Here is a 24,295-nt window from a genome sequence, read left to right on the forward strand (position 1 = left end):
ATCATACTACATTGATAAAATGATATGAATTTTCCATAACATTTTTTTTTGTTTTAGATTAATTTTTTTAAATCGATAATTCCACATTAATTGATGATACCTGTTATCTAGTATTTTTTTATACATTTTTTCTATTAAATCAATGAATACATATTTTATTTTTTTTTTATCAATCATATTTTCCCAGCATGATAATTTATAAATATTATTTTTATTTTTTTTATTTCGATACAGTTCTAATATTTGTCCAGTATTTATATTTTTATATTTTTGACATAATTGAAAAATTTGTATAAATAAAGATAATCCTTCTATTTTTGATATTTTTAAATCATTTATAGGATATGGAATAATTTTAATTAAATCTGGGTTTTGTATAATTAAACTGATTAAAGTTCGAATATTATTGAGAGAAATATGGTGAGGATTTTTTTTGGGTTTTTTTATTTCAAAAAGTATTTTTTCTAACTGTTTTGTATCATTTATTCCTATGATATATCCAATTTTTTTCTTTAAAAAGTTTTTTTTATATTCACTAGGTATTTTATTTATTAAAGGTATTGCTTTATTGATCATTTGCATTGTTTTTTCTATGCAGGATAATATTTTTATAGGGAATAGAAATTTTATTAAAACATCAAATATATGTATTGATTTTTTTATGCGTTGTTCAAATTTTTTTTTTCCTTCTTTATGAATGATACTATCAGGGTCCTCACCGTTTGTTAAGAATATGAATTTAATACTTTTAGTATCATCCAAATATGATATGATAATTTTAATTGTTCTCCATGCTGCTTTTTTTCCTGCATCGTCTCCATCGTAACAAAAAATAATTTGATTTGTAAATTGAAAAATTGTTTTTATTTGATACTGAGTAATCATTGTTCCTAATGGTGATACTACATTTTTAATTTCATGTTGAGTAAGTGATATTACATCAAAATAACCTTCTACTACTAAAATATATTTTTTTTTTTTATTTTTTTCGAGGTAATTAATACCGTATAATTGATATCCTTTGTTAAAGGTTTCGTTTTTAGATGAGTTAATGTATTTAGGTAATTGTTTATGTATTGATCGACCTCCAAAACCTGTGATATCTCCGAATTGATTAATAATAGGGAAAATAATTCTGTTTTCGAAATAATCGTAATAACCATATGTTGTTTTTTTAATTATTTTAATATCTATTAAATGATTAAAATAATTTTTATCTTCTTTTATGATTTTCATATACCAATATTTGTAGGAAAATCCAATATAAAATTTTTGAATCATATTATTATTAATATTTCTTTTTTTTAGGTATTTTTTAGCCTGATATGAATGATTTAATTGAAGGTTTTTATGATATAATTTTGATGTTTTTTTTGTGAAATTATATATTTTTTGTTTTTTTGTGTATTGAATATATTCAATATTTTGTTCTTTATTTTGTATTTTAATATTAGTAATTTTAGATAATTCATAAATACTTTCTATAAAAGTAATTTGATTATATTTCATTAAAAAATCAATACTATTTCCATGAGTATTACAACCAAAACAATAAAAATATTGTTTTTCTTCGTTTACGAAGAACGAAGCATGATTTTCGTTATGAAAAGGGCATAACGCATAGTATTTGTTTCCTTTTTTCTTTAACTGTATGTATGTTTTGACTATATTAATAATATTTACTTGTTCGAGTATTTTTTTAATGATATTTTTTGGTATAAAAGAATGCATAGTTTTTACTTTATAGTGGATTTTCAATAAATAGAAACGACCGTGATAAAATTTTCATGACGGTCTGTATGTGTTAAGAATACTTTTTATGTTTTTTAATACATTCTTGTACGTCGAGCGTTTTCTCTGGATAATTTTTTAATTAATCTTTTTACAGCTGATGCTTTGGCTCGTTTTCTTTTTGTAGTTGGTTTTTCATAAAATTCTCGTCTTCTAATCTCAGAAAGTATTCCTGCTTTTTCACATGCTCTTTTAAATCTTCGTAATGCAACATCAAATGGTTCGTGATCTTTAATTATAATTATTGGCATGATTCATTTCCCTTTTATTTTATTTAATGATCTTGATACTTATTATATGTATTATATAATTATATTTTCAAGATTAAAAAATAAAAAATAAACCTATGGATTTTTTATGCGTATTTTAGGAATTGAAACATCTTTTGATGACACTGGAGTTGCTATTTATGACAGTGACTTAGGATTATTAATAAATAAATTATTTCATCAGTCCAATATACATTATAAATATGGTGGTGTAGTTCCAGAATTAGCTGCAAGAGAATATGTACATCAAGTAGCTCCATTAATTAAATCTATTTTACAAAAAGAAAATATTTTAAGTAGTATTGATGGAATAGCATACACTGGAGGTCCAGGTTTATCTGGTTCAATTTTAGTTGGAGCTGCAGTAAGTTGTTCCTTGGCTTATTCATGCAATATTCCTTCTATTCCAATCCATCATATGGAAGGTCATTTACTTTCTGTAATGCTAGAAAAACGTAAGCCTCAATTTCCTTTTGTAGCATTGTTGGTATCAGGAAAACATACACAATTAATTGATGTTTGTTCATTTGGTGATTATAAAATTTTAGGAGAAACTTTAGATGATGCTGTGGGTGAAGTTTTTGATAAAGTTGCTCAGAAATTAAATTTAGGATATCCAGGAGGAGCTTTATTATCACAATTTGCTAAAATTGGAAAATTAAGAAATTTAAATTTTCCAAAACCGATGAAATATCATATGAATTTAGACTTTAGTTTTTCTGGATTAAAAACATTTACAATGAATTTAATTCATAAACATTTCAATGATAAAAATATTTTACATGATATTGCTTTTGGTTTTGAAGATTCGGTATTTGATGTATTATCATATAAGTCATTTCAGGCATTAAAATTAACGGGATATAACAAATTAGTAGTTGCTGGTGGTGTAAGTTCAAATCAAAAATTAATTTTTAAATTAAAAAATATGTTAAAAAAATATAATAAAAAACTATATTTTTCACGATCTGAATTTTGTACTGATAATGCAGCAATGATTGCATACGTTGGTATGTTATATCTTAAAAGGGGTTGGCCAATAACAAATAATATTTTTGTAAATCCAAAGTGGTCAATTTTAGATATAAAAAAAACATATTCTAATTTTTATAATGTGTCAGATATTTTATAATATCATCGATTTTTAATATAGGCATATCATATGATTTAGAAAAGTTTATGATATCATTTATTTTTGACATGCTTCCATCTTCATTAGTTAACTCACAAATCACACTTATTGGTTTTAATTTTGCTAAATTCATGATTTCAATAGATGCTTCTGTGTGACCTGGTCTTGATAATACACCACCTGAATGAGCGCACAATGGGAAAATATGACCGGGTTTATTCAAATCAGATTCTTTTACGTGATTTTTAGAAGCAATTTTTATTGTTTTTAATCGGTCTTTTGCTGATACACCTGTTGATATTCCTGAAGCTGCTTCAATACTAATTGTAAATCCAGTTTGATATTTGCTAGTATTTTTTTTTACCATCATTGGTAATTTTAATTGCTGTCTTTTTTTTTCAGTGATACATAAACACACGATTCCACTACCATTACGAATAGTTAGTGCCATTTGTTCTATTGTCATGTGTTCTGCAGAAAATACTAAATCACCTTCATTTTCACGATTTTTATTATCTATAATAATTATTCCTTTTTTTGATTTTATTGCATGAATCGCTTTTTTTATTCTATTCTCAAAGTTTTCAAATTCAGATAATAAATATGGTTTCATAAAATCCTTCATGGAATTATATAAGATTTATTTCTATGTATTTTAATTTTTATTTTTTTATTTTTTTATTTAATATTGTACAATATGTATTGTTTAATTCAATCATATAATTTTTATTTTTATATAAAATATAAGATTTTATTAATATTTTTTATTATTTTATAAAACGGCACTAAATTTACATGTACCGTTTTAAATGTATGAAATTATTTGATGATACTCATAATTTTTGTTTTTCCAGAAAAAACTTTACCAGAATATTTTGTGAGTTTTTTAATATGTTTCATGTTTGAGATTACAATGGGTGTTAATAGAGACTTTGTTTTTTTTTCTAAAAATTTTAAATCATATTTAAGTATTACATCTCCGATTTTAACTTTTTGTTTTTCTTTTGCGTATTGTTTAAAACCTTTACCTTTTAATAGAATTGTATCAATTCCAAAATGTACAAATATTTCTATATTATTTTCTGTTACAATAGAAAATGCATGCATTGTTTTAAATATTTTACCAATTATACCAGAAACAGGAGCAACTATTTTCCCCCCTGATGGTTGAATTGCTACACCATCTCCAATAATTTTTTTTGAAAACACTTCATCAGGAACAGATTCGATATCCACGATTGTTCCAGAAATTGGAGAAATAATTTCAGTAATTTTTGGTGTTTTTTCTTTTTTTTTAAAAAATTTAGAAAATAAATTCATGTTGTATTCCGAATTTTGATTTTTACTTCTTGTTTCATGTTATATTGATGAATTAAATTCATTTAATAAAGTTATGATTTTTTTTGTAGTATTTTGCTTTAAAATTAATTTTGATAATATTTGTGCATCATATAAGTTTGTTTTTCGAATAATATTTTTAATTTTAGGAATGAATGATGGATTCATGCTAAGTTCATCTAATCCCATACCAATTAATAGTACTGTTACTGTTTCATTACTTGCAAGTTCCCCACATATTCCTGTCCATTTATTGTATTCATGTGATGCATCTACTACTTGTTTCATTAATTGTAAAACTGATGGATGTATTGGGTTATATAAATGAGCGATAAGTTTATTTCCACGATCTACCGCTAGTGTGTATTGTGTTAAATCATTTGTTCCAATGCTAAAAAAATCTACTTCTTGTATTAAATGATGAGCAATAATAGCAGAAGAAGGTGTTTCAATCATGATTCCAATTTTGATATCTTGATCAAATGATATTTTTTTTTTTTTTAGTTCATATTTTATTTTTTTTATTTCGTTTTTAAGTTTTTGAATCTCTTCTATTGAAATAATCATTGGAAATAGAATTTTTAATTTTCCAAACGCAGAAGCTCTTAGAATTGCTGTAATTTGCGTTTGAAAAATCTCTTTCTTATCTAAGCTGATTCTGATTGCTCTCCATCCTAAAAAAGGGTTTTCTTCTTTAGGAAAATTCATGTATGGAATTTCTTTATCACCTCCAATATCCATTGTTCTAATGATAACACTTTTATTACTCATCATAAGAGCAGCTTTTTTGTATTCCTGAAATTGCTCTTCTTCAGAAGGTAATTCTGTTCGTTGCATGAATAATAATTCAGTACGATATAATCCGATAGATTCTGCTTTATATTTCTTTGCATTCAATATATCATGAGTATTACTAACGTTTGCACTGATTTCAATTTTATGTTTATCGATTGTGATTGCTGGCAAATGTTTTAGTTTTTTGAGCTGTTTTTGATTTTTTAAGTAAATATTTTTTGTTTTTTGAAAATCATCAATTTTACATTGTGTAGGATTTATTACAATTTGATTTTTTATACCATCAAGTATAATGAAATCTCCATTTTTAACTTTTTTTGTGATGTTTCCTGTTCCAACAATTGCTGGTATTTCTAATGATCTTGCCATGATTGATGTATGTGCTGTTGAACCACCCATGTTTGTAATAAAACCTAATATATATTTAAAATTCATTTGAGCAGTTTCAGATGGTGTTAAATCATGTGCAACTAGTATGACTTTTTCTGTTATATTTTTTAGGTTAATAGTATTAATATTTAGTATATTTTTTAAAAGTCTATTTTTAATATCATGTATATCGATAGCTCGGTTTTTTAAATATTCATTTTTTATGTTTTGAATTTTTTTTATTTGTTTTGATAAAATAAATTCTATGGCATAAGCTGCACTATTTAAGTTATTTGTAATATCGAATATGATTTCTTTTTCAAATTCCGAATCTTCTAAAATCATGATATGACCAATAAATATATTTTCTTCGTTTTTTTTAAATTTTTTTTTAGAATTTTTTTGTATTTTTTGTATTTGTTTTATGGTTTTTTCTTTAGCTTTTATAAATTTGTTTATTTCAGATGGAATATTGTATTGGTAAATTTTTTTCTGATTGATAGAAATGTTTTCTGAATTTAATAATAATATTTTTCCAAAAGCCATTCCTGGTGAAGCTAAAATGCCTGAAATCATAATATGACCTTTAATTTTTTAATATAAGAATATCATTTATTGTAATTTAAGATATATTTCTGGTGTCAGGCAAGTATATTTGTTAATAAAATTATCTTAATTTTTCAGAGATATTTCTATTTAAAGAAATAAATGATAGTGATTTATATTAAATATTTGATTATTTAATATTTTTTAAAAATTTTACAAGGTGTTCTACTGCTTTTTTTTCATCTATTCCGTTTGCAGAAATTGTTAAACATGTGTTCTGTGTTAATTCTAAAGTTTGTAGTTTAAATAAACTTTTTGCATTTTCAGATTGACCATTGGATGTAACATTAATGTCTGAAATAAAATTTTGTGCTTCTTTAACAAATTGCGCTGCTGGTCTAGTATGTAAACCGTTTTTTGTAGTAATAATAATTTTTTTTTGAAACATATTAGTATGCTCATGTTGGGTATGAAGGTGTTAAATATATAATTTATAGATTTTGATTTCTATTTGTTTATATTTTTTAAATCTAATTAATATACTAGATATTATATTAATATTTAATATCATGTAGTAATAATATTTTTATATTGTTACAATGATTATTAAAAATATGGTATTAGTAATAATTATCAATTGTACTTTTTTGATTATTTTTTAAAATTTGTGATGTTTTTAAAACGAAATTAAAAATATTATCAATTTTATTTATATATTTAATATCTACGATAAAGTAATATATAACATGAATTTGATGTTATTTTATTAACATATAGTATTTTTATAATATACAATATTGATATTTATTTTATGAAAAATATTAAAAAAAACTTTTTATATCTTGAACAATTAATTCAATATCATGATTACTTGTATCATGAGTTAGATACACCAGTTATTTCTGATGAAGAATATGATTTTTTATTAAAAAAATATAATATTATTAAAAATAAACATCCTGTTTTGTGTGATGAATTTTATAATAAACCGTTATTTAAACGTAATACTTTTAATAACTTTAAACTACATCGTCATTTTATTCCAATGCTATCTTTAAAAAATACATTTGATGTTAATGGATATATTAATTTTCATAAAAGTATTCAATATAAATTTTCGAATTTAAAACACGTTCGTTTTTTTTGTGAATTGAAGTTTGATGGTTTAGCTTTAAGCTTACTTTATCAAAAAGGAAAATTAATTCGAGCGTTAACAAGAGGTGATGGAGTATTTGGAGAAGATGTCACTATGAATGTTTATATGATTAAAAATATTCCGATAGTGCTTCATGGTTTGAATATTCCAGATTTATTGGAAATAAGAGGCGAAGTTTGTATGTTAAAGAAAGATTTTGAATGTTTGAACTCTAGTTTATTGGAGAATCATCAACAAACTTTTTCTAATACACGAAATGCTGCTTCTGGATCTTTGAGAAATCATAATATTTTAATTTCTAAAAAAAGAAAGTTGTTTTTTTATGGTTATGGGTGTCATGTTATTTCTGATTTTCAATTTTTTTCATCTCATTCTGTTCAAATAAATTTTTTATCTTCTTTAGGTTTTCAGACGAGCCAATATGTATTATTATCTACAAAATTGAATAAAATACTACGATTTTATTATTTAATGAATCATGTACGAGATTTTTTATCTTTTAATTTTGATGGTGTTGTAATTAAGGTTGATGATTTATTTTTACAGAAAAAACTTGGTTTGACTAATAAATTTCCTAGATGGTCTATTGCATTTAAGTTTTTTTCGAAACATATAAAAACAAAATTATTAAGCATTGAGTATCATGTGGGTCGTACTGGTATAATTACTCCAGTAGCACATCTTAAACCCGTATTATTATCTGGTGTAATAGTTAAAAAAGCTTCTTTATATAATATTAATGAAATAAAAAAATTAGATATTTTTTTAAATGATTCAGTAATGATTAGTAGAGTAGGTGATGTGATACCTAAAATACATTCTGTTATTGTCGAAGATCGATTATATGATTCTAATAGAGTTATTTTTCCAAAATATTGTCCATCATGTCGTTCTTTATTAAATATTAATAATAATACTTCAATTGTACAGTGTCTTGCTGGTATTAATTGTAAAGATCAAAAAATAAGAATAATACAACATTTTTTTTCAAAAAATGGTTTATATGCCAAGGGTTTCAATATTGGTGTTATAAAAAAATTAATTGATTATAAATGTATTCGTGATATTTTAGATTGTTTAAAACTCGATTTTTTACAATTATCAAAATTAAAGTTTTTTGGTAAAACTTCTGCAAACAACATTATTTCTTCAATTCAAAAATCTAAATTAACGACATTATATCGTTTTCTATATGCTTTAGGTATTCCAGAAGTTGGTATAGAGGCATCTTTACTACTTTCAAAATATTTTGGTTGTTTAGAAAATTTATTTTTTACCTCCTTAAAAGATTTTATAAAAATTAAAAATATTGGATTGTCAATTGCAAAAAGTGTTTTTTATTTTTTTCAAAATATGAAAAATATTAATCATATTAAAGTATTAATTAATCAAGGAAACATTAAATTTTTTAGTGATACGAAAGTAAAAAAAAAATATTTAAAAAGTTATTTTATGGGTAAAAAAGTAGCTGTAACTGGTAAATTTAAAAATTTTTCTAGGACAGAAATTATAAAAAAAATAAATAATTCTGGAGGTTTTTTTAAAAAAAATGTTTCCAGTAGCGTTGATTTTATTATTATTGGGAGTAAACCAGGTAAGAAGGTTGTTCAGGCTTCAAAATTAAAAATAAAAATTATTTCAGAGTCTGATTTTTATAAATTATATTTTAAAAAATTATCTTAAGGTATATTTTGGGTCGTGCGGGATTCGAACCTGCGACCAATTGATTAAAAGTCAACTGCTCTACCAACTGAGCTAACGACCCAAATTATTGATGTGGGTAATGACGGATTTGAACCGCCGACATCCTCCGTGTAAAGGAGGCGCTCTACCAACTGAGCTAATCACCCAATCATTCAAACTATTATATTATTATAATGATCCAAAAAAACTAGTCAATATATTTATAATAATTATTTTATTTAATAAATATATTCAATTATTTTAGAATATTGAAAATATTTATATATTTTAGGGAGATTTTCATATGAAAGTTAAAACAAGATTTGCTCCAAGTTCAACTGGTTGTTTACATATCGGAAGTATAAGAACTGCGTTATATTCTTGGCTTTTTGCAAAACGTCATCATGGTTCTTTTGTTTTACGTATTGAAGATACAGATATTTCTCGATCAAACTTAGTTTTTATAAAAAATATTACAAAAACTTTACAATGGTTGGGAATTTCTTGGGATGAGGGTCCTTATTTGCAGAGTGATAGAATAAAATTATATAAAGAAAAAATTAATGAAATGTTAGATTTAGGTTATGCATACAGATGTTATTGTTCTGTTGAACGATTAAAAAAGATAAGATTAAAACAAATTTTAAAAGGAGAAAAACCATGTTATGATCGTAAGTGTCGTGATCATAAGGTTTTATCTAAACATGTTAATCATAGTTATGTTGTAAGATTTAAAAATAAAATATCTGGAGAAGTGACATTTAATGATTGTATCAGGGGAAAAATTTCATTTCGTAATTCTGAATTAGATGATTTAGTTATTCAGCGTGCAAATGGTATGCCAACTTATAATTTTTGTGTTGTGATAGATGATATTGAAATGAATATTAGCCATGTTATTCGTGGTGAGGATCATATTAATAATACTCCAAGACAAATCAATATTTTTAAATCTTTAAATTCTTTTATTCCATATTATGCTCATGTTTCAATGATTGTTAATAACAATAAACTTAATTTATCAAAAAGAAAAAATGATTTAAGTATTTTAGAATATAAAAATAATGGATTTTTGAAAGAAGCGATATTAAATTATTTAATTAAATTAGGTTGGTCTTATGGAGATAAAGAAATTTTTAGTATTTTAGAAATGAAAAAATTATTTTCTTTGGATAGGGTAAGTAAATCTTCTAGTGAATTTAATTTAGATAAGTTGTTATGGTTCAACCATTATTATCTAAATACATTACCTGTGGATGATTATTTAGTTTATTCTTTTAAAAAACAGTTAAAAAACCTTCATATTCATTATAATGATAGTGATAATGAAAAAATATTGAAAATAATTAATATTTTTAAAAGCAGATGTAATACTATGAAAGATATTGCTTTATCTTCTATTTATCTTTTTCAAGATATTAATAATGAATATGAAGGTTTAATAAAAAAATACATATTTAAAAAATCTAGTATTATTTTTAATATGATATACAATCATTTATATTTTTTAGAAAATTGGACAGATAAAAAGATATGGATGATATTGAAACATGTTTCTGATAAATTTAATGTACCATTGAAAAATATATGTGTTCCTTTACGTATTGCAATTACTGGATTGCATGCTTCACCAAGTTTAAATGTTATTATGTCTCTATTAGGTAAAAAAAAATCTTTAATTAGAATAAAAAGAATATTATATTATTTTAAATAATATAATTTTTAATGTATATTTTATTATATTCTTATATTTAGGATATCATGGTATGCTTCAGATATTTTATCTTGAATCTGATGGAATATTTTAATAAAAATATTTGATGATTCAGAATCCATGTTTTCATCATCTTTTGAATCATCATTTTTAATATTTTTTGGGTTTTTATCATTTATTGTTGAGCATTTGTTTTCAATATCATTAATGCAATTTAAAAAGTTTGTTTGTTGATTTTCTGAATGTGTTATTTTTTTATTTTGTTCCATTTGGTTTAAAGATATATTTTCTATGTGATTAATCATTATATTTTCCATTTGATTTGAATTTTTATAATTATTATTAATGCATCATATTAATGATATTTTTTTGATTTTTTAAATATAAATGTATTGATTATATAATGTGTTTTTATATACAGGTTTATTATATAATATTTTGAAATAGATTTCAAATACCTTTTTAAGTTGAGTACTTATTATGAATGTTAATACCTTAGATTTTAATAATACCAAAAGTTTTAAAAATAATCATAATAAAATTTCAATTTTTGATAAATCAAATTTTGTATTTATTTTTTTGATTTTTTCTTTTTTTTTAATATGTGTCTTCTTTCTTTTTCCAAGTCAAGAAAAATATCAGTTGGTTTGTAATCATTTAATTGGTGAAGATAGTAGCATGATTATAAAAAATTTAATAAAAATGAAAATTCCATATCATTATAGTTTTTACTCTGGTGATTTATTGATCCCCCAACGTTTTTTAAAGATAGTGAATTTAATGCTATTATCCGAGGGTTTACCTAAACCTCGTAAATTAGGTTTTGAATTATTAGATAATTCTCAATTTGGTATGAGTTCTTTTACTGCTAAAATCAATTATCAAAGAGCTTTAGAAGGTGAATTAGAACAATCAATACAAAAAATTAGTTTTATTAAAAATGCTAAGGTTAATATTGCTTTTTCTCAATCATCAGATATTTTAAAAAATGATTGTATATCTTCTGCATCCGTTATTTTAAGTTTAAATCATCATTATTCTTACAGCATGAAAAATTTTGAATCTATTAAAAATTTTGTAGCTTCTAGTGTTCCGAATTTAAAATCAAAAGATGTAATAATATTGGATGATTATGGTAATGATTTAACTTTTTTTTGTAAATCAAAAAATATAAATACTTATGAAAAATATTATGATGATGATCAAATTTTAAAAAATGATTGCTTTCATCGTATTCAAGTTTTATTAGAAACAATTTTTAAATCGGATGATTTTCGTATTCAAATATTTATGAATCATGGAGATCAATGTAATCATAATACATTATTATTAAATTCTTCTTTATTTAATAATACTTATAGAGATAAAAAAAATGTTTTTGAAAATATAAAATGTCTCTTATCATCCATGTTATTTAATAATAATATTAATCATGTTTTTAAAAAAACACGTTTAAAAAGATGCATATCTGTTATTATATTAATAAATTATATAAAAGATGCTAGTGGTCAATCTGTACCTTTAAATTCATTAAAAATTAATGAAATTAAACGTTTAGTATCAAATGTTTTAGATTATTCTAATTGTAATTTTGATAATATTAAAATTATTAATTATCAATTTATTAAGAATAATTACTTGATTAATAAAAATCGAATTTTTCGTACTGTTTTATTTCATATTCATAATTTTTTTGTTTTTTATATTATTATATTTGTTATATTTTTATTTTTATTGTATTATATATTAAAAAATTATAGTATTATAAAAAAAAAGAATCATAATGAAAGTGATTATTTAAAAAATAATTTTGATAATGATTTTCATAAAAAAATTAAAAATTATTCATCAAAAGTTACAAAAAATATCTCATCTAGTAAAAATTATAAATTATTAGTAAAAAATATATTAGAAATAGTTAAAAAAAATCCACGATTAGTTTCAAAAATTATTAAAAATTGGATAAATGAAACCAAATGATTTTAAATGGTATATTTAAAAGTGCAATTTTATTAATTTTGATTGGCTCAGAACAATCATTAAAAATATTTAAATTTTTTAGTGAAATTGAAAAACAGCATTTGTTAGATGCAATTCTTGAAATTCAAATTGTAACAGAACAAGATGTAAATAATTTATATCATCATTTTATAGAACTATATCATAAAAATGTTAATGATATTAATTTAGATAGCAAAAATTATATAAAAAATTTAATTTCAAATGTTTATCAAAAAAGTAATGAAAAATTATATTTAGAAAATTTCATTAAAAAAAAATTATTTTTTGAAAAAATACATCAATTAAATGATATTTCTAGTAAGTTAATTTATCGTTTATTAAAAAATGAAAATTTGAATATTATTTCAACAATATTGTTTTTTTTAGATCATCATCATACTGCAGAAATTATTTCTTATTTCAGTAATGAAAATCAGTCTGAAATAATTTGTTTAATTTCAAATTTTTCCGGTTTAAAACCATCAAGAATTAATGATTTTATTAAAATTATCGATTTATTACTATTAAATCAATATGAATCATATTATCAAAATATTAATACTAAAAGAGTATTGAATATCATTAATTATCTTGATAAAAATCGTAATATGAATACTGTTGATAAAATTTATCGATATAATAAAAATATTAGATATAAAATATTATATAAAATATTTTCTTTTCAAAATGTTATATATTTAACTGATATTAGTATTCTTACAATTGTAAAAAATATTGATCGAAATCATTTAATGATTGCTTTATATAAAGCAGATGATACTGTTAAGAGGAAGTTTTTTAAAAATGTATCGTATTTAGAAGACATGATGAAACAATTAGAATTTGATAAAGATCGATACATTTCTAATGATGTAATTTTTAATTCTCAAAATATTATTGTTACGAAAATCAGAAAATTATTAAAAAAAAAAAAAATTTCTATGATTAATGTAGATTCATAAAATGTCTAAAAATATTAAAAATGATATTTGGAAATTATGGTTTCCACCTCTGATAAAAAAGAAATATAAACCATATTATTATGATAAAATAAAAGAAAATAATAGTTATCAGTTATTATTTGAAAAATATTTTAAAATTGGAGTTAAGAAAGGTTTTAAAATAGGATACAAAACATATATTAAAGATCAGGACATACAATTAAAAAAAAAAAAAATAATAATTGTAAATAAAATGAATATTTTATTAAAAAATTTTGATTTTTCTTTAAAAAATATGGATGATGCAATATCAAATAAGTTAGTGAATATAATTTTTAAAGTAGTTTCAAAATTATTTATGAAAACAATACATTTTAATAAACAAAATATATTAATTAGTGTTCGAAAATTGATTCAAGAAGAAATTTTATCTAAGGATATTATTTTAAAAATTAATATAAAAGATAAAATTATTGTTGAAAAGTATTTTAAAAAATTATTATTATCATATAATTATATCATTAAGTATCGTAAATATGTTCGACAAGGAGAATGTGTTATCGAGTTTGGAAGAGGTATATTAGATACTACACTGCATTCAAAATGGAAGGCATTATTACAATTAATGTTCCAAAAGGACTGTGATAATGAACATCAGATTCAATAACTGGAAAAAAAAATTAGAATCATTAGAAAAAAATATTGATAACATTAAAACCATTATGAGATATGGTTATGTTTTTAGATTAGTTGGAATTTCTATACATGTAGTTGGTTTGAGTATTCCAATAAATTCAATTTGTATGATTGAATGTGGAAGTTCGGAAAAATTTTTTTATGTAGAAGCTATTGTTATTGGTTTTTCTGGAAAATATGTATTTTTGACTTTATTCCAATTACAATATGATGATATTTTTCCTGGTGCTCGTGTTTTCCCTAAAAATTATAAAAAATATTATTTTCATAAATGGCCAATAGGGAGATCTTTATTAGGTCGTATACTAGATGGACGAGGTTATCCTATTGATCATAAACCATTACTAAATGTTAGTTTTATAAATACATTAAGTAATCGAATTATTCATCCTTTGAATCGATCACCTGTGAATAAAATATTTGATACTGGTATCAGATCTATTAATGCTTTGTTAACTTTAGGTCAAGGTCAAAAAGTTGGATTATTTTCCCAATCCGGTCTTGGTAAAAGTGTTTTGATTGGTATGATGTCTAAACATTCAGAAGCAGATGTAACAGTTATTGGTTTAATTGGAGAACGAAATCGAGAAGTTCAAGAATTTATTCAAAATTCATTAGGTAAAAAAGGATTAAATCGTTCTGTTTTGATCATTGTACCATCAAATTCTTCACCAATATTAAAAATACAAGGTGCAATGTATGCGATGCGTATTGCAGAATATTTTAGAGATGAAAACCAGAATGTTTTATTAATTATTGATTCATTAACACGTTATGCTATGTCGGAACGTGAAATATCTTTATCTATGGGTGAAATTCCATTACGTCAAGGTTATCCATCTTCTATCTTTTCAAAATTACCTCATTTTATAGAAAGATCTGGTAATAATGATAATAATTGTGGTTCAATTACTGCATTGTATACTGTTTTAATAGAAAATGAAGATAATGATGTTATTTTGGAAATTTCTAAATCTATACTAGATGGTCACATTATATTATCAAAATTTTATGCCGATTCTGGTCATTATCCTGCTATTGATATTTCAGAATCATTAAGCAGAGTGATGGTAAATATTGTTCAAAAAAATCATTATGAAAAATCTAAATATTTAAAAAAATTGGTTTCAGAATATCATAAATGTCAAGATTTGATTAATGTTGGAGCTTATATTAATGGTAGCAATGTAATTTTAGATGAATCAATAAAAAAATGGGAATTAATAAAAAACTTTTTAAAACAAGATATTTCTGATTATATTTCATACCATAAATCTGTTGATGATTTAAATAAAATTATATAGTATATTAATTATTTACTCTTAATTTATTTAATAATGATGTTAAAAAAAAATATTTATATTTTGAAAAAAATAAGCAAAATAAAATTAAGTAGTACCGTATTACATATTAGTGATTTGAATAAAAAGTATAATATGGAATGCGATAGTTTAAATTTATTACTTAAATCTTATGTAAATTTTAATAATAAAATTACTGAAGAATGTGATACTGGTATTCGGATGATACAATTAAATAAATTTTATGAATCTATTTTATATTTGGAATTTAAAATATCTAAAAAAAAAAAAAAATTTTAAATTATAAAAAAAAAATTCATAATCAAAAAATTTTATATAAAATATATAAAAAAAAAAATAAGATTTGGAAAATTTTATATGATAAATTAATAAAAATAAATTATAAAAAATATCAAATGGTTAATCAAAATAGATATGATGAAATTTTACAGTATCAAATATTAAGAAAAGATTTTTTCTATGATTTTTATTATGAGATATTTAAATAATTATAAAATATAATATCATATATTTTATTAAAATATTATGGATATTTATTTTAATAATGTATTGTATTAAAATAATGATTGTATTTTTATGATACATTTTATGTAATGGTAATATTATGATCATTAAATGTAATAAAAAAAAATTTTTTTTTAACGAATATTGTATCCAAAAAGGTTTTAAATATACAAAAAATTTTTTTAAAATACAAAATGAAACCTGTTCTTCTTTAAGAAAGAAGTTATTCCAATTAACTAAAATAAAATTCAATATGAATATTGAATATAATAATTTTGATATCTTAAGTATTAATGATACTTTTTTAAAATACTATATCATTCAGATTGAAACGATTGATTCTAAAGATAGTATATTTGTTTTTTTATCACATATTCATATTAATACTTTTGTTGAACTTATTTTTGGTAAAAATATAGTTAAATTCAATGATAACCCAGACCATTTATTTGTTTCTTCTAAGAAATATATTATTAATGAAATTATTATAGGATTAATACAATTATATAATCATCTTTTTAATAATATTTTTTGTTTTGATAAAAAATATAAAATTTTTAAAAAAAAGATAGATTTTAGTACATTGGATGTATTTTTAAATAATATATTTTTTACAATTAATCATATTTTTAAATCTGAATTTTTAGAATTATCATGCATGATAATTTTTTCTATTGAATATCTTAAGGTTTTTGAAAAAAAATTTCATAGTGTTTCATGTGTTAAATCAAACAGCGTTGTTTTTAAAACACAAAAAATTTTATTAAAACATATTCATAATATTAAATTAAAATTATTAGTAAAATTAGAAAAAAATACTATTTTTTTAAAAAAAATTTTAAATTTAAAATTATATGATATTGTAAATATAAAAAAACCAAATATGTTAATTGTTCAGACAAAAGATAGTATTCCAATTTTACGTGGTAAATATTATTCTGATGAGTATAGATCAATGATATATGTTAAGGAGAATTTTCTGAATATTTCGGATAACCATAATAAAACAATTGTTTCTGTTAATGAAACAGATGATACTAATCATAGTAATATAAATTTATTAAAATCATCAACAGTCAATTCTGAAATTAATAACATTTGTTTAGAGGATCGATCATTTTTTTCTTTTGATATAGAAAAATTAAAAAATAGTATTTTATCTAATGTTAAGTTAGATGTTGAAATGATGATTGGTAATTTTGAGATGAAAATTCAAGATCTTATAAAAATTAAAACAGGTTCTGTAATATATTTAGATATTTTAAATCATATACAAGTAAATATTGTTGTGAACAATATTTTAATTGCTAAAGGTGAGTTTGTATATTTAAATGATAAATATGGAGTTCGAATTATTAAAATTTTTCAAAATATAAATTCATGATAATGCAAAAGTTTTTTTTATTTTTTTCAAAAGATAGTTATGTTTATATTAAGGTATTTGTATTAATATTTTTATGTATAGTATTACTTAAATCGATTTTTTATATAAGTATGTTAAATAAAACGTCAAAGATTAAAATTATTTCTAGAGTTTTTTTGGATAACAATAATAAAATTTTCATTGTAAATATATTAGATCGCCAATTAATACTAGGTGTTACTCCTCATTCGATGACAATATTACGTATCTCTTCTTTATCTAAAAATTTAAAGATAAAATTTCGATGGTATAATCACATGATCTTTTTTTTATTTGACAATTTTTCTTTATATAAATTTTTTTTTAGGTTTATTTTTTTTTTATTTTTTTTATTTTTTAGTGTTAATGCATATGGACTAGAATATTCAGGATTAACAAATCATATTTTAATGAATAATATAAAAAATTGGTCTTTTCCATTACAAATATCATTATTGTTAGCATGTCTTACTTTTTTATCCACATTTATTTTAGTTGCTACAAGTTTTACTCGTATTATTATTGTTTTAAGTTTATTAAGAAATGCTTTGGGTATTCCATCATTACCTCCAAATCAAATTTTAATTAGTATGTCATTACTATTAACATTTTTTATTATGAATCCTACTATTCATAGAATATATGAGGAATCATATTTACCTTTATGCGATAATAATATTAAATTTGATACAGCGTTAGTAAATGGTATAAAGCCTATCTATGATTTTATGAGACATCAAACATATTATTCTGATATTTCTATGTTTTCAAAATTAGCACATACTAGATATGTTAGTACAACAGATGTGGTTTCTATGAAGGTATTATTACCGTCATTTATTACAAGTGAGCTTAAAACTGCATTTAGAATTGGATTTACTATATTTTTACCTTTTTTAATTATAGATATTATAGTTGCTAGCATATTAATGTCTTTAGGTATGTTAATGGTATCACCATCTAGTATTTCGTTACCAATAAAATTGATACTATTTGTTTTGGTAGATGGTTGGCAGTTATTATTTTCATCTTTAGTAAAAAGTTTTTATTAAGATAATATAAACTTTTATATTGAGGGATAGTGATGCATTATAATTTTATAGAGGCAATGTTTTATTCATCTGTAAAAGTAATGTTATTTGTATTAGGACCAATATTATTATGCGTGTTGTTTGTTGGTTTTTGCATTAATATTATTCAATCTGCTTTACAAATTAATGAACAAACTTTATCTTTTATTCCAAAATTAATATCAATAATATTAATATTTATTTGTTTTGGTTCATGGATGTTAAATTTGATATTGGAATACATAAAATCTATTTTTTCTAATATCATGGATAGATATTGATTTATGTTGAGCATATTGCATTCAGGTGGATTAATATTTATTAATAATTTTATTTTTATTAGTATTCGTATATTATCAATGATACTTTTTGTTCCAATTTTTGGTCATTCGTTTGTACATAAAAAAATAAAGTGTATTTTATCGATAATGATCAGTATTTTTATTATACCTTATGTTCCTCATGTTCATTCTAATTTATTATTTTTTGAAAGTATTTTAATTATTATGCAACAGATTGTTTTTGGAGTGATTTTTGGTAGTTTAGTTCATTTATTATTTTTCTTTGTTATTGTTTCTGGAGAAATTATAGGTTTACAAGTTGGTTTATCTTTTATTAATAATTTCGACGTTACCGCTTATATGGATATTTCATTAATATCAAAATTTTTATATACTTATTTGATATTAATGTTTTTATTTTTTGATGGTCATATCTGGATAATTAATTTTTTTGTAGAAAGTTTTTATGTTTTTCCTATTAATAGTACAATATTTAATTTTAATATTTTTACGTTCTTTATTAAAAATATAACTTCAGTTTTTTTAAATGGAATTATGCTATCTTTACCTTTAATAATTATATTATTAATATTAAATATATTAATAGGGGTTTTGAATTGTTTTTTTAAACAGATGTCTATATTTTCATTTGGTTTTTCTTTATTTGTTTTATCCATGTTATTATTTTTTTTTACATCACATGCAGTATTTATTTTATCCATAAGATATTTATTAAAAGATTTATTACAAAATTTATTTTTTTAGGATTTATGTTATATATAAATAAATATACTATATTTTTTATTTTTCAAAATTATGTTCATTATATAGAATAATATATAATTAATATAGTATATTTGATATGTTTTTTAATGATTTTCTACTTTATTTTTTTTTCATGATATAATACATGTTTTCTAATAATGGGATCATATTTTTTTAATGAAAGTTTTTCTTGATTTGATCTTTTATTTTTAGTAGTTGTATAATAGTGTTTAGTTTTTGCAGATGATAACATTTTAATTTTTTCTCTAGAATTTTTTGCCATTTTTATTTTCCATATTTAAGAATAGTTTATTTAAAAAATTTTTTTGTTCCAAATTTATCAATTGTTTTTATACCTTTAGTGGATATTTTAACTTTAATGAATCTTTTTTTTTCAGATACCCAGATTTTTTTATATTGTATGTTTGGTAAAAATTTTCTTTTGGTTGCATTGAGAGAATGTGATCGATTATTTCCAAATATTGGTTTTTTTTTTGTAATATAACATAATTTAGACATTATAATCTCGATATAGTTGTTTTATATGATATTTGAATATTAAATATATATATATATGATAAATATTTATTTAATATGGTTTCATATGTGATATTTGTTTTTGAATTTTTGATAAGATTTCATAATATTTTTTTTTGCGCTTTCTGATCCCTCTAATTCAAGAATTTTTACCCATTTATTTTTTTCTAAATCTTTATAATGTTGGAAAAAGTGTATGATTTTTTGTTTTAATGTTTCAGAAATATCTGATATATCATTAATGTTTTTATATTCATTACAAATGTTATGGTGTGGAAAAGCGATGATCTTTGAATCTTCTCCTGACTCATCTATCATTTTTAATATTCCAATTGGTTTACATTGTATAATAGAGTGGTAATGTAATTTGTATGAAATTGGAATTAATACATCAAGTGGATCTCCATCTTCTGATAGAGTTTGATTAATATAACCATAATTGCATGGATATAACATTGAAGTTGGAATAAAACGATCAACAAAAAGAGCATTTGTTTTTTTATCGGTTTCATATTTTATAGGATGTGAGTGATATGGAATTTCAATGATTACATATATATCATTTGGGATGTTTATACCTGGTTTTATGTTTTTTACACTCATATTATGTTTATGATGTTATATTCATGATATTAATACTATAAGTATTAATTATACAAATATCAATTATTATGTTATATATCATAATGATATTTCAATTGATCAAATGATAATTTATATTGTTGATGATTTAATTACTGATTATCATATTTTAATTTTATAATTTTAATATGATAATACTTGTTATTTATTATTTTTATAATAAATAATTTTTTATAAATATTTTTAATAAAATATTATTGTTTTTTTATATTGTATCCATAGCCAATTTAATATTTATTTTCATTAATATTAATTTTATAATAACTTTTAAATTCAATGGATAATATTATTTGCAAATTTATTTGTAATTAAATACATGAATACATATTTTATGATTCAATTTTTATAATTTTGAGATCTTGAAATAAAAATACTAATTTTAAGATTTTTAATTATTTTTAAAATATAATATTATTATGATTTTATTTTTTTGAGTCATAAAAATTTTTAACATTGATAATAATTATTATATTTATTAAAGAATAAAATTTATGAACGTTAATTTTATACGTATTGATTTATATTTTTTAGAAATATAATGTATTTAAAATTCATAATTATATTTTATAGGTTATAATTTTTTAATTACTTTTATTTTATTTTTATATTGATTTTTTCGATACTATGAATTTTTTATAAAATTTAAATTTATGATACATATTTTATTTTTATAATGGATTTATTTTAATACCATTTTTCATGAGAAAAAATTTTTAAGTTGACCGATAAGCCGGGTTCTGTTTTTGACAGTCATTTATCTAGACTAATAATCACTTATTAGTTCAAGCGGTTTACCTGAATTTTTATACGAGCAGTATTATTTATTCATTTTAACCTTGCTCCGAGTGGAAGTTTACATTGCCAATACTTATTACTAAGTATGCGGTGTGCTCTTAACACGCCTTTTCAACCTTGCTATAGATTTTTGAATAGTTCTAAAAATCATATTTAGCGGTATATTTTCTGTTGCACTAGTCGTCAGAAATTAATTCTGCCCAGATGTTATCTGGCACTCTTGCTCTTTGGAGCCCGGACTTTCCTCTTATTAATTTTCATTAATCAGCGACTGTCTGGTCAACTCATATAATTATTATAATCGATATTTTATTTTTTGTCATGTTGAAAATTATTTATAACATGCTTATATAATTCGTTTTTTTGAATTTTATAAATTTTTTTAGTGATTTTTATTGCTGTGTTTATTGACGTGTGCTTTATCAATAAAGATAATGTATTATGTATTTTAAGAGATATTTTTGGTTTTTTTTTTTTAATTCCTTCAATAATTATTACTAATTCTCCTTTTTTTCGAGATGGTTTTTCTAACAACCATGATAGTATATTTTTAGATTTATCGTATTTAATTTTTTCCCATTTTTTTGTCATTTCTTTTGCTAATGTAATATTTCGATCTTCACCCAGTACTTTTACTATATCTTTGATACTTTGTAAGATTCTATGACATGATTCATAAAAAATAAATGTAATATTTTTTTTGTAAATATCGTTTAATATTTTTATTCGTTTAGAAGTTTTTTTAGGAAAAAAACCTTTATAATAAAATTCATGACTCGGTATTCCCGAAGCACTTAATGCGGTAATGATAGCACATGGTCCAGGTAATGGAATAATTTTAATATTATTTTGATGACATGATTTAATTAATTGATAACCAGGATCGTTAATGGTTGGTGTTCCAGAATCAGATACTAAAGCGATTTTCATTTTTTTTAATAAAATTAATATTTCTTTGGTTTTTTTTTCTTCATTATGTTTATTTAAAGAAATATTTTTTTTATAAATATTAAATCTTTTGAGTAAATTATTAGTGTGTTTTATATTTTCTGATACTATTAATTCCACTATTGTTAGTGTATGTATTGCTCGATAACTAATATCATTCATATTTCCAATAGGAGTTGGTACTATATATAATATTCCATTATTCATTTTTATTATTATTATACATATTAATTCATTTTTAAATGATAATAAATATTTATTATTATAATTATTAATAATATTAAAATTAAAAATTTTCAATTTGAAATATATTTTTATATTTTTTAATATTATATTTTTAGGAAAAAAATTTGTGAAACGTGTCGTTATTACTGGTATAGGAATTATTTCTAGTTTGGGTAATACTTTAGAAAATGTTTTGTTATCCTTAAAAACATTAAAATCTGGTATTGTATTTTCTCCAAGTATGAAAAATTTTGGAATGAAAAGTCAGGTTTGTGGTCATATTGAATGTGATGACCATGTTGATCGATCCTTATTAAAATTTATGAATATTTCTTCATTTTACTCATACGTTGCTATGAAGGATGCGATTCAAGATTCTGATTTAAAAAAAAAAACATATCAAAAAAATCATCGTGTTGGTATTATTGTAGGTGTTGGTTGTAATTCTTTTTATAGCGATATTAATGATTATTATAAAATGAAAATTAATCCAAATTTATTAATTAAAAATATGTTTTCTAATGTTTCTTCATGCTTATCAACGTTTTATAAGATTTTTGGTATTAGTTATTCCATGAGTACTGCTTGTGCAACTTCATCTAGTTGTATACATAATGCTGTAGAATTAATTCAATGTGGTAAACAGGATATTATTTTTGCTGGAGGATCTGAAGAATTAAACTGTATTTTATCATATCAATTTGATATTATGAAATTATTATCCGTAAAATATAATCATATTCCTCAAAAATCTTCTAGAGCATATGATTTATATCGTGATGGGTTTGTTATTTCTGGAGGATCTGGTATAATAGTTTTAGAAGAATTACAACATGCATTAAATAGAAAAGCAAAAATTTATGCTGAGATTGTTAGTTGTGGTATGGCTTCAGATGGTATGAATATGATAAAACCGTCTGGTTTTGGTTTGCAGAGAGCAATGAGTATTGCAATTAAAAAATCACGTTTTTTGTGTATTGAATATATAAATACTCATGGAACATCGACAAAAATTGGTGATGTGATAGAATTAGAATCTATTCATAATGTTTTTAAAAATCATATTCCTTATATTTCATCTACAAAATCCATTACTGGTCATGCTTTAGGTGCTTCTGGAGTTCAAGAAGTTATTTATACAATTTTAATGTTAAATAATAATTTTATTGCTCCTAGTATTAATATTGATACTTTAGATCCTTTTGCAAGAAATATGAACATTGTTAAGAATGATATTAAGGAATTAGTGTTTTCTGTTGCAATGTCTAATAGTTGTGGTTTTGGGGGTTCTAATGTTTCAATTATTATAAAAAAATATTGTAATATTTAAATATAAAATAATTTAAAAAAAGTTGTATTATAGTTGATGTTTT

General features: G+C 21.7%; 24 protein-coding genes, 2 tRNA genes and 1 other RNA gene. 13 read left to right on the forward strand and 14 right to left on the reverse strand.

Features of this window, described 5'->3' with window-relative positions; translation table 11 throughout:
* Positions 1 to 6: 6 nt before the first annotated feature.
* Both dnaG and rpsU read right to left on the reverse strand, forming a co-directional pair.
* A complete protein-coding gene (gene dnaG / locus AB4W46_RS00220) occupies positions 7 to 1,731 on the reverse strand; it encodes a DNA primase (protein ID WP_367678544.1) in 1,725 nt (574 codons plus the stop codon).
* 95 nt (positions 1,732 to 1,826) lie between these two features.
* Entirely contained in the window at positions 1,827 to 2,042 is a 216-nt protein-coding gene (rpsU, locus tag AB4W46_RS00225; protein ID WP_367678545.1) for a 30S ribosomal protein S21, read from the reverse strand.
* A gap of 106 nt (positions 2,043 to 2,148) precedes the next feature.
* Here rpsU and tsaD point away from each other — a divergent pair, with 106 nt between their 5' ends.
* The gene (tsaD, locus tag AB4W46_RS00230) at positions 2,149 to 3,192 is read left to right on the forward strand and encodes a tRNA (adenosine(37)-N6)-threonylcarbamoyltransferase complex transferase subunit TsaD (RefSeq protein WP_367678546.1); all 1,044 of its coding nucleotides are present in this window, start codon (positions 2,149 to 2,151) and stop codon (positions 3,190 to 3,192) included.
* Here the strand turns inward: tsaD and ribB are convergent.
* From ribB to AB4W46_RS00250, 4 genes are all read right to left on the reverse strand, one after another.
* A complete protein-coding gene (gene ribB, locus AB4W46_RS00235) occupies positions 3,161 to 3,805 on the reverse strand; it encodes a 3,4-dihydroxy-2-butanone-4-phosphate synthase (protein ID WP_367678547.1) in 645 nt (214 codons plus the stop codon). The genes tsaD and ribB overlap by 32 nt on opposite strands.
* A gap of 206 nt (positions 3,806 to 4,011) precedes the next feature.
* Entirely contained in the window at positions 4,012 to 4,512 is a 501-nt protein-coding gene (crr, locus tag AB4W46_RS00240) for a PTS glucose transporter subunit IIA (RefSeq protein ID WP_367678548.1), read from the reverse strand.
* 39 nt (positions 4,513 to 4,551) lie between these two features.
* Positions 4,552 to 6,270, reverse strand: a complete 1,719-nt coding sequence (ptsI, locus tag AB4W46_RS00245; protein WP_367678549.1) for a phosphoenolpyruvate-protein phosphotransferase PtsI — start codon at positions 6,268 to 6,270, stop codon at positions 4,552 to 4,554.
* A gap of 160 nt (positions 6,271 to 6,430) precedes the next feature.
* Positions 6,431 to 6,688 carry an HPr family phosphocarrier protein gene (locus AB4W46_RS00250; RefSeq protein WP_367678550.1) on the reverse strand — a complete coding sequence of 86 codons (258 nt, stop codon included), beginning with the start codon at positions 6,686 to 6,688 and terminating at the stop codon, positions 6,431 to 6,433.
* 363 nt (positions 6,689 to 7,051) lie between these two features.
* On the opposite strand from AB4W46_RS00250, the gene ligA reads away from it, so the two are divergent.
* Complete coding sequence (gene ligA, locus AB4W46_RS00255) at positions 7,052 to 9,079, forward strand: NAD-dependent DNA ligase LigA (protein WP_367678551.1); 2,028 nt, start codon at positions 7,052 to 7,054, stop codon at positions 9,077 to 9,079.
* 9 nt (positions 9,080 to 9,088) lie between these two features.
* Here ligA and AB4W46_RS00260 read toward each other — a convergent pair.
* Together AB4W46_RS00260 and AB4W46_RS00265 are read right to left on the reverse strand one after the other, a co-directional pair.
* A tRNA-Lys gene (locus tag AB4W46_RS00260) sits at positions 9,089 to 9,161 on the reverse strand.
* Between the two features lie 12 nt (positions 9,162 to 9,173).
* A tRNA-Val gene (locus tag AB4W46_RS00265) sits at positions 9,174 to 9,246 on the reverse strand.
* Between the two features lie 137 nt (positions 9,247 to 9,383).
* Between AB4W46_RS00265 and gltX the strand changes: the two genes are divergently transcribed.
* The gene (gene gltX, locus AB4W46_RS00270) at positions 9,384 to 10,793 is read left to right on the forward strand and encodes a glutamate--tRNA ligase (protein ID WP_367678552.1); all 1,410 of its coding nucleotides are present in this window, start codon (positions 9,384 to 9,386) and stop codon (positions 10,791 to 10,793) included.
* Between the two features lie 23 nt (positions 10,794 to 10,816).
* On the opposite strand, the gene AB4W46_RS00275 is transcribed toward gltX, so the two are convergent.
* Positions 10,817 to 11,098: a hypothetical protein gene (locus tag AB4W46_RS00275; protein WP_367678553.1), complete on the reverse strand. Its 282-nt coding sequence runs from the start codon at positions 11,096 to 11,098 to the stop codon at positions 10,817 to 10,819.
* Positions 11,099 to 11,273: 175 nt separating this feature from the next.
* Here AB4W46_RS00275 and AB4W46_RS00280 point away from each other — a divergent pair, with 175 nt between their 5' ends.
* From AB4W46_RS00280 to AB4W46_RS00320, 9 genes are all read left to right on the forward strand, one after another.
* On the forward strand, positions 11,274 to 12,773 hold the full coding sequence (locus tag AB4W46_RS00280; RefSeq protein WP_367678554.1) for a hypothetical protein: 1,500 nt from the start codon (positions 11,274 to 11,276) through the stop codon (positions 12,771 to 12,773).
* On the forward strand, positions 12,770 to 13,756 hold the full coding sequence (locus tag AB4W46_RS00285) for a FliG C-terminal domain-containing protein (RefSeq protein WP_367678555.1): 987 nt from the start codon (positions 12,770 to 12,772) through the stop codon (positions 13,754 to 13,756). The genes AB4W46_RS00280 and AB4W46_RS00285 overlap by 4 nt, the downstream gene beginning before the upstream one ends.
* 1 nt (position 13,757) lies before the next feature.
* On the forward strand, positions 13,758 to 14,402 hold the full coding sequence (locus tag AB4W46_RS00290) for a FliH/SctL family protein (protein ID WP_367678556.1): 645 nt from the start codon (positions 13,758 to 13,760) through the stop codon (positions 14,400 to 14,402).
* Positions 14,383 to 15,735, forward strand: coding sequence for a FliI/YscN family ATPase (locus AB4W46_RS00295; RefSeq protein WP_367678557.1), 1,353 nt, complete (start codon positions 14,383 to 14,385; stop codon positions 15,733 to 15,735). The genes AB4W46_RS00290 and AB4W46_RS00295 overlap by 20 nt, the downstream gene beginning before the upstream one ends.
* A gap of 60 nt (positions 15,736 to 15,795) precedes the next feature.
* Positions 15,796 to 16,032, forward strand: a complete 237-nt coding sequence (locus AB4W46_RS00300) for a hypothetical protein (protein ID WP_367678558.1) — start codon at positions 15,796 to 15,798, stop codon at positions 16,030 to 16,032.
* A gap of 325 nt (positions 16,033 to 16,357) precedes the next feature.
* On the forward strand, positions 16,358 to 17,641 hold the full coding sequence (locus AB4W46_RS00305) for a FliM/FliN family flagellar motor switch protein (protein ID WP_367678559.1): 1,284 nt from the start codon (positions 16,358 to 16,360) through the stop codon (positions 17,639 to 17,641).
* 110 nt (positions 17,642 to 17,751) lie between these two features.
* Positions 17,752 to 18,711, forward strand: coding sequence for a flagellar type III secretion system pore protein FliP (gene fliP, locus AB4W46_RS00310; RefSeq protein WP_367678560.1), 960 nt, complete (start codon positions 17,752 to 17,754; stop codon positions 18,709 to 18,711).
* Positions 18,712 to 18,743: 32 nt separating this feature from the next.
* Positions 18,744 to 19,010 carry a flagellar biosynthetic protein FliQ gene (locus tag AB4W46_RS00315; RefSeq protein WP_367678561.1) on the forward strand — a complete coding sequence of 89 codons (267 nt, stop codon included), beginning with the start codon at positions 18,744 to 18,746 and terminating at the stop codon, positions 19,008 to 19,010.
* 3 nt (positions 19,011 to 19,013) lie between these two features.
* Positions 19,014 to 19,775 carry a flagellar biosynthetic protein FliR gene (locus AB4W46_RS00320; RefSeq protein WP_367678562.1) on the forward strand — a complete coding sequence of 254 codons (762 nt, stop codon included), beginning with the start codon at positions 19,014 to 19,016 and terminating at the stop codon, positions 19,773 to 19,775.
* A 115-nt stretch (positions 19,776 to 19,890) separates the two neighbouring features.
* Here the strand turns inward: AB4W46_RS00320 and rpmG are convergent, their stop codons facing one another.
* From rpmG to rsmI, 5 genes are all read right to left on the reverse strand, one after another.
* The gene (gene rpmG / locus AB4W46_RS00325; protein ID WP_367678563.1) at positions 19,891 to 20,058 is read right to left on the reverse strand and encodes a 50S ribosomal protein L33; all 168 of its coding nucleotides are present in this window, start codon (positions 20,056 to 20,058) and stop codon (positions 19,891 to 19,893) included.
* Positions 20,059 to 20,084: 26 nt separating this feature from the next.
* Positions 20,085 to 20,294, reverse strand: a complete 210-nt coding sequence (gene rpmB, locus AB4W46_RS00330) for a 50S ribosomal protein L28 (protein WP_367678564.1) — start codon at positions 20,292 to 20,294, stop codon at positions 20,085 to 20,087.
* 81 nt (positions 20,295 to 20,375) lie between these two features.
* Positions 20,376 to 20,915 (reverse strand): inorganic diphosphatase, encoded by a 540-nt coding sequence (gene ppa / locus AB4W46_RS00335; RefSeq protein WP_367678565.1) that lies wholly within the window; start codon positions 20,913 to 20,915, stop codon positions 20,376 to 20,378.
* Between the two features lie 749 nt (positions 20,916 to 21,664).
* An RNA gene (rnpB, locus tag AB4W46_RS00340) (RNase P RNA component class A) lies at positions 21,665 to 22,036 on the reverse strand.
* A 22-nt stretch (positions 22,037 to 22,058) separates the two neighbouring features.
* Positions 22,059 to 22,904 (reverse strand): 16S rRNA (cytidine(1402)-2'-O)-methyltransferase, encoded by an 846-nt coding sequence (gene rsmI / locus AB4W46_RS00345; protein ID WP_367678566.1) that lies wholly within the window; start codon positions 22,902 to 22,904, stop codon positions 22,059 to 22,061.
* A gap of 145 nt (positions 22,905 to 23,049) precedes the next feature.
* On the opposite strand from rsmI, the gene AB4W46_RS00350 reads away from it, so the two are divergent.
* A complete protein-coding gene (locus AB4W46_RS00350; RefSeq protein WP_367678567.1) occupies positions 23,050 to 24,252 on the forward strand; it encodes a beta-ketoacyl synthase N-terminal-like domain-containing protein in 1,203 nt (400 codons plus the stop codon).
* Positions 24,253 to 24,295: the final 43 nt, after the last annotated feature.

This window comes from Buchnera aphidicola (Panaphis juglandis) (assembly GCF_964059065.1).
In the GTDB taxonomy this organism is placed as follows: Bacteria; Pseudomonadota; Gammaproteobacteria; order Enterobacterales; family Enterobacteriaceae; genus Buchnera_L; species Buchnera_L aphidicola_AM.

What these genes read in the sequence shown, in the direction of transcription:
- ligA (WP_367678551.1), top strand. Translation starts at nt 7,052, where the DNA reads ATGAAAAATATTAAAAAAAACTTTTTATATCTTGAACAATTAATTCAA.
- AB4W46_RS00250 (WP_367678550.1), bottom strand. Translation starts at nt 6,688, where the DNA reads ATGTTTCAAAAAAAAATTATTATTACTACAAAAAACGGTTTACATACT.
- AB4W46_RS00320 (WP_367678562.1), top strand. Translation starts at nt 19,014, where the DNA reads ATGTTGAGCATATTGCATTCAGGTGGATTAATATTTATTAATAATTTT.
- ribB (WP_367678547.1), bottom strand. Translation starts at nt 3,805, where the DNA reads ATGAAACCATATTTATTATCTGAATTTGAAAACTTTGAGAATAGAATA.
- AB4W46_RS00290 (WP_367678556.1), top strand. Translation starts at nt 13,758, where the DNA reads ATGTCTAAAAATATTAAAAATGATATTTGGAAATTATGGTTTCCACCT.
- ptsI (WP_367678549.1), bottom strand. Translation starts at nt 6,270, where the DNA reads ATGATTTCAGGCATTTTAGCTTCACCAGGAATGGCTTTTGGAAAAATA.
- fliP (WP_367678560.1), top strand. Translation starts at nt 17,752, where the DNA reads ATGTTAAATAAAACGTCAAAGATTAAAATTATTTCTAGAGTTTTTTTG.
- AB4W46_RS00315 (WP_367678561.1), top strand. Translation starts at nt 18,744, where the DNA reads ATGCATTATAATTTTATAGAGGCAATGTTTTATTCATCTGTAAAAGTA.
- rpsU (WP_367678545.1), bottom strand. Translation starts at nt 2,042, where the DNA reads ATGCCAATAATTATAATTAAAGATCACGAACCATTTGATGTTGCATTA.
- AB4W46_RS00280 (WP_367678554.1), top strand. Translation starts at nt 11,274, where the DNA reads ATGAATGTTAATACCTTAGATTTTAATAATACCAAAAGTTTTAAAAAT.
- rpmB (WP_367678564.1), bottom strand. Translation starts at nt 20,294, where the DNA reads ATGTCTAAATTATGTTATATTACAAAAAAAAAACCAATATTTGGAAAT.
- AB4W46_RS00285 (WP_367678555.1), top strand. Translation starts at nt 12,770, where the DNA reads ATGATTTTAAATGGTATATTTAAAAGTGCAATTTTATTAATTTTGATT.
- dnaG (WP_367678544.1), bottom strand. Translation starts at nt 1,731, where the DNA reads ATGCATTCTTTTATACCAAAAAATATCATTAAAAAAATACTCGAACAA.
- ppa (WP_367678565.1), bottom strand. Translation starts at nt 20,915, where the DNA reads ATGAGTGTAAAAAACATAAAACCAGGTATAAACATCCCAAATGATATA.
- AB4W46_RS00275 (WP_367678553.1), bottom strand. Translation starts at nt 11,098, where the DNA reads ATGATTAATCACATAGAAAATATATCTTTAAACCAAATGGAACAAAAT.
- AB4W46_RS00295 (WP_367678557.1), top strand. Translation starts at nt 14,383, where the DNA reads ATGAACATCAGATTCAATAACTGGAAAAAAAAATTAGAATCATTAGAA.
- gltX (WP_367678552.1), top strand. Translation starts at nt 9,384, where the DNA reads ATGAAAGTTAAAACAAGATTTGCTCCAAGTTCAACTGGTTGTTTACAT.
- crr (WP_367678548.1), bottom strand. Translation starts at nt 4,512, where the DNA reads ATGAATTTATTTTCTAAATTTTTTAAAAAAAAAGAAAAAACACCAAAA.
- rsmI (WP_367678566.1), bottom strand. Translation starts at nt 22,904, where the DNA reads ATGAATAATGGAATATTATATATAGTACCAACTCCTATTGGAAATATG.
- AB4W46_RS00305 (WP_367678559.1), top strand. Translation starts at nt 16,358, where the DNA reads ATGATCATTAAATGTAATAAAAAAAAATTTTTTTTTAACGAATATTGT.
- tsaD (WP_367678546.1), top strand. Translation starts at nt 2,149, where the DNA reads ATGCGTATTTTAGGAATTGAAACATCTTTTGATGACACTGGAGTTGCT.
- rpmG (WP_367678563.1), bottom strand. Translation starts at nt 20,058, where the DNA reads ATGGCAAAAAATTCTAGAGAAAAAATTAAAATGTTATCATCTGCAAAA.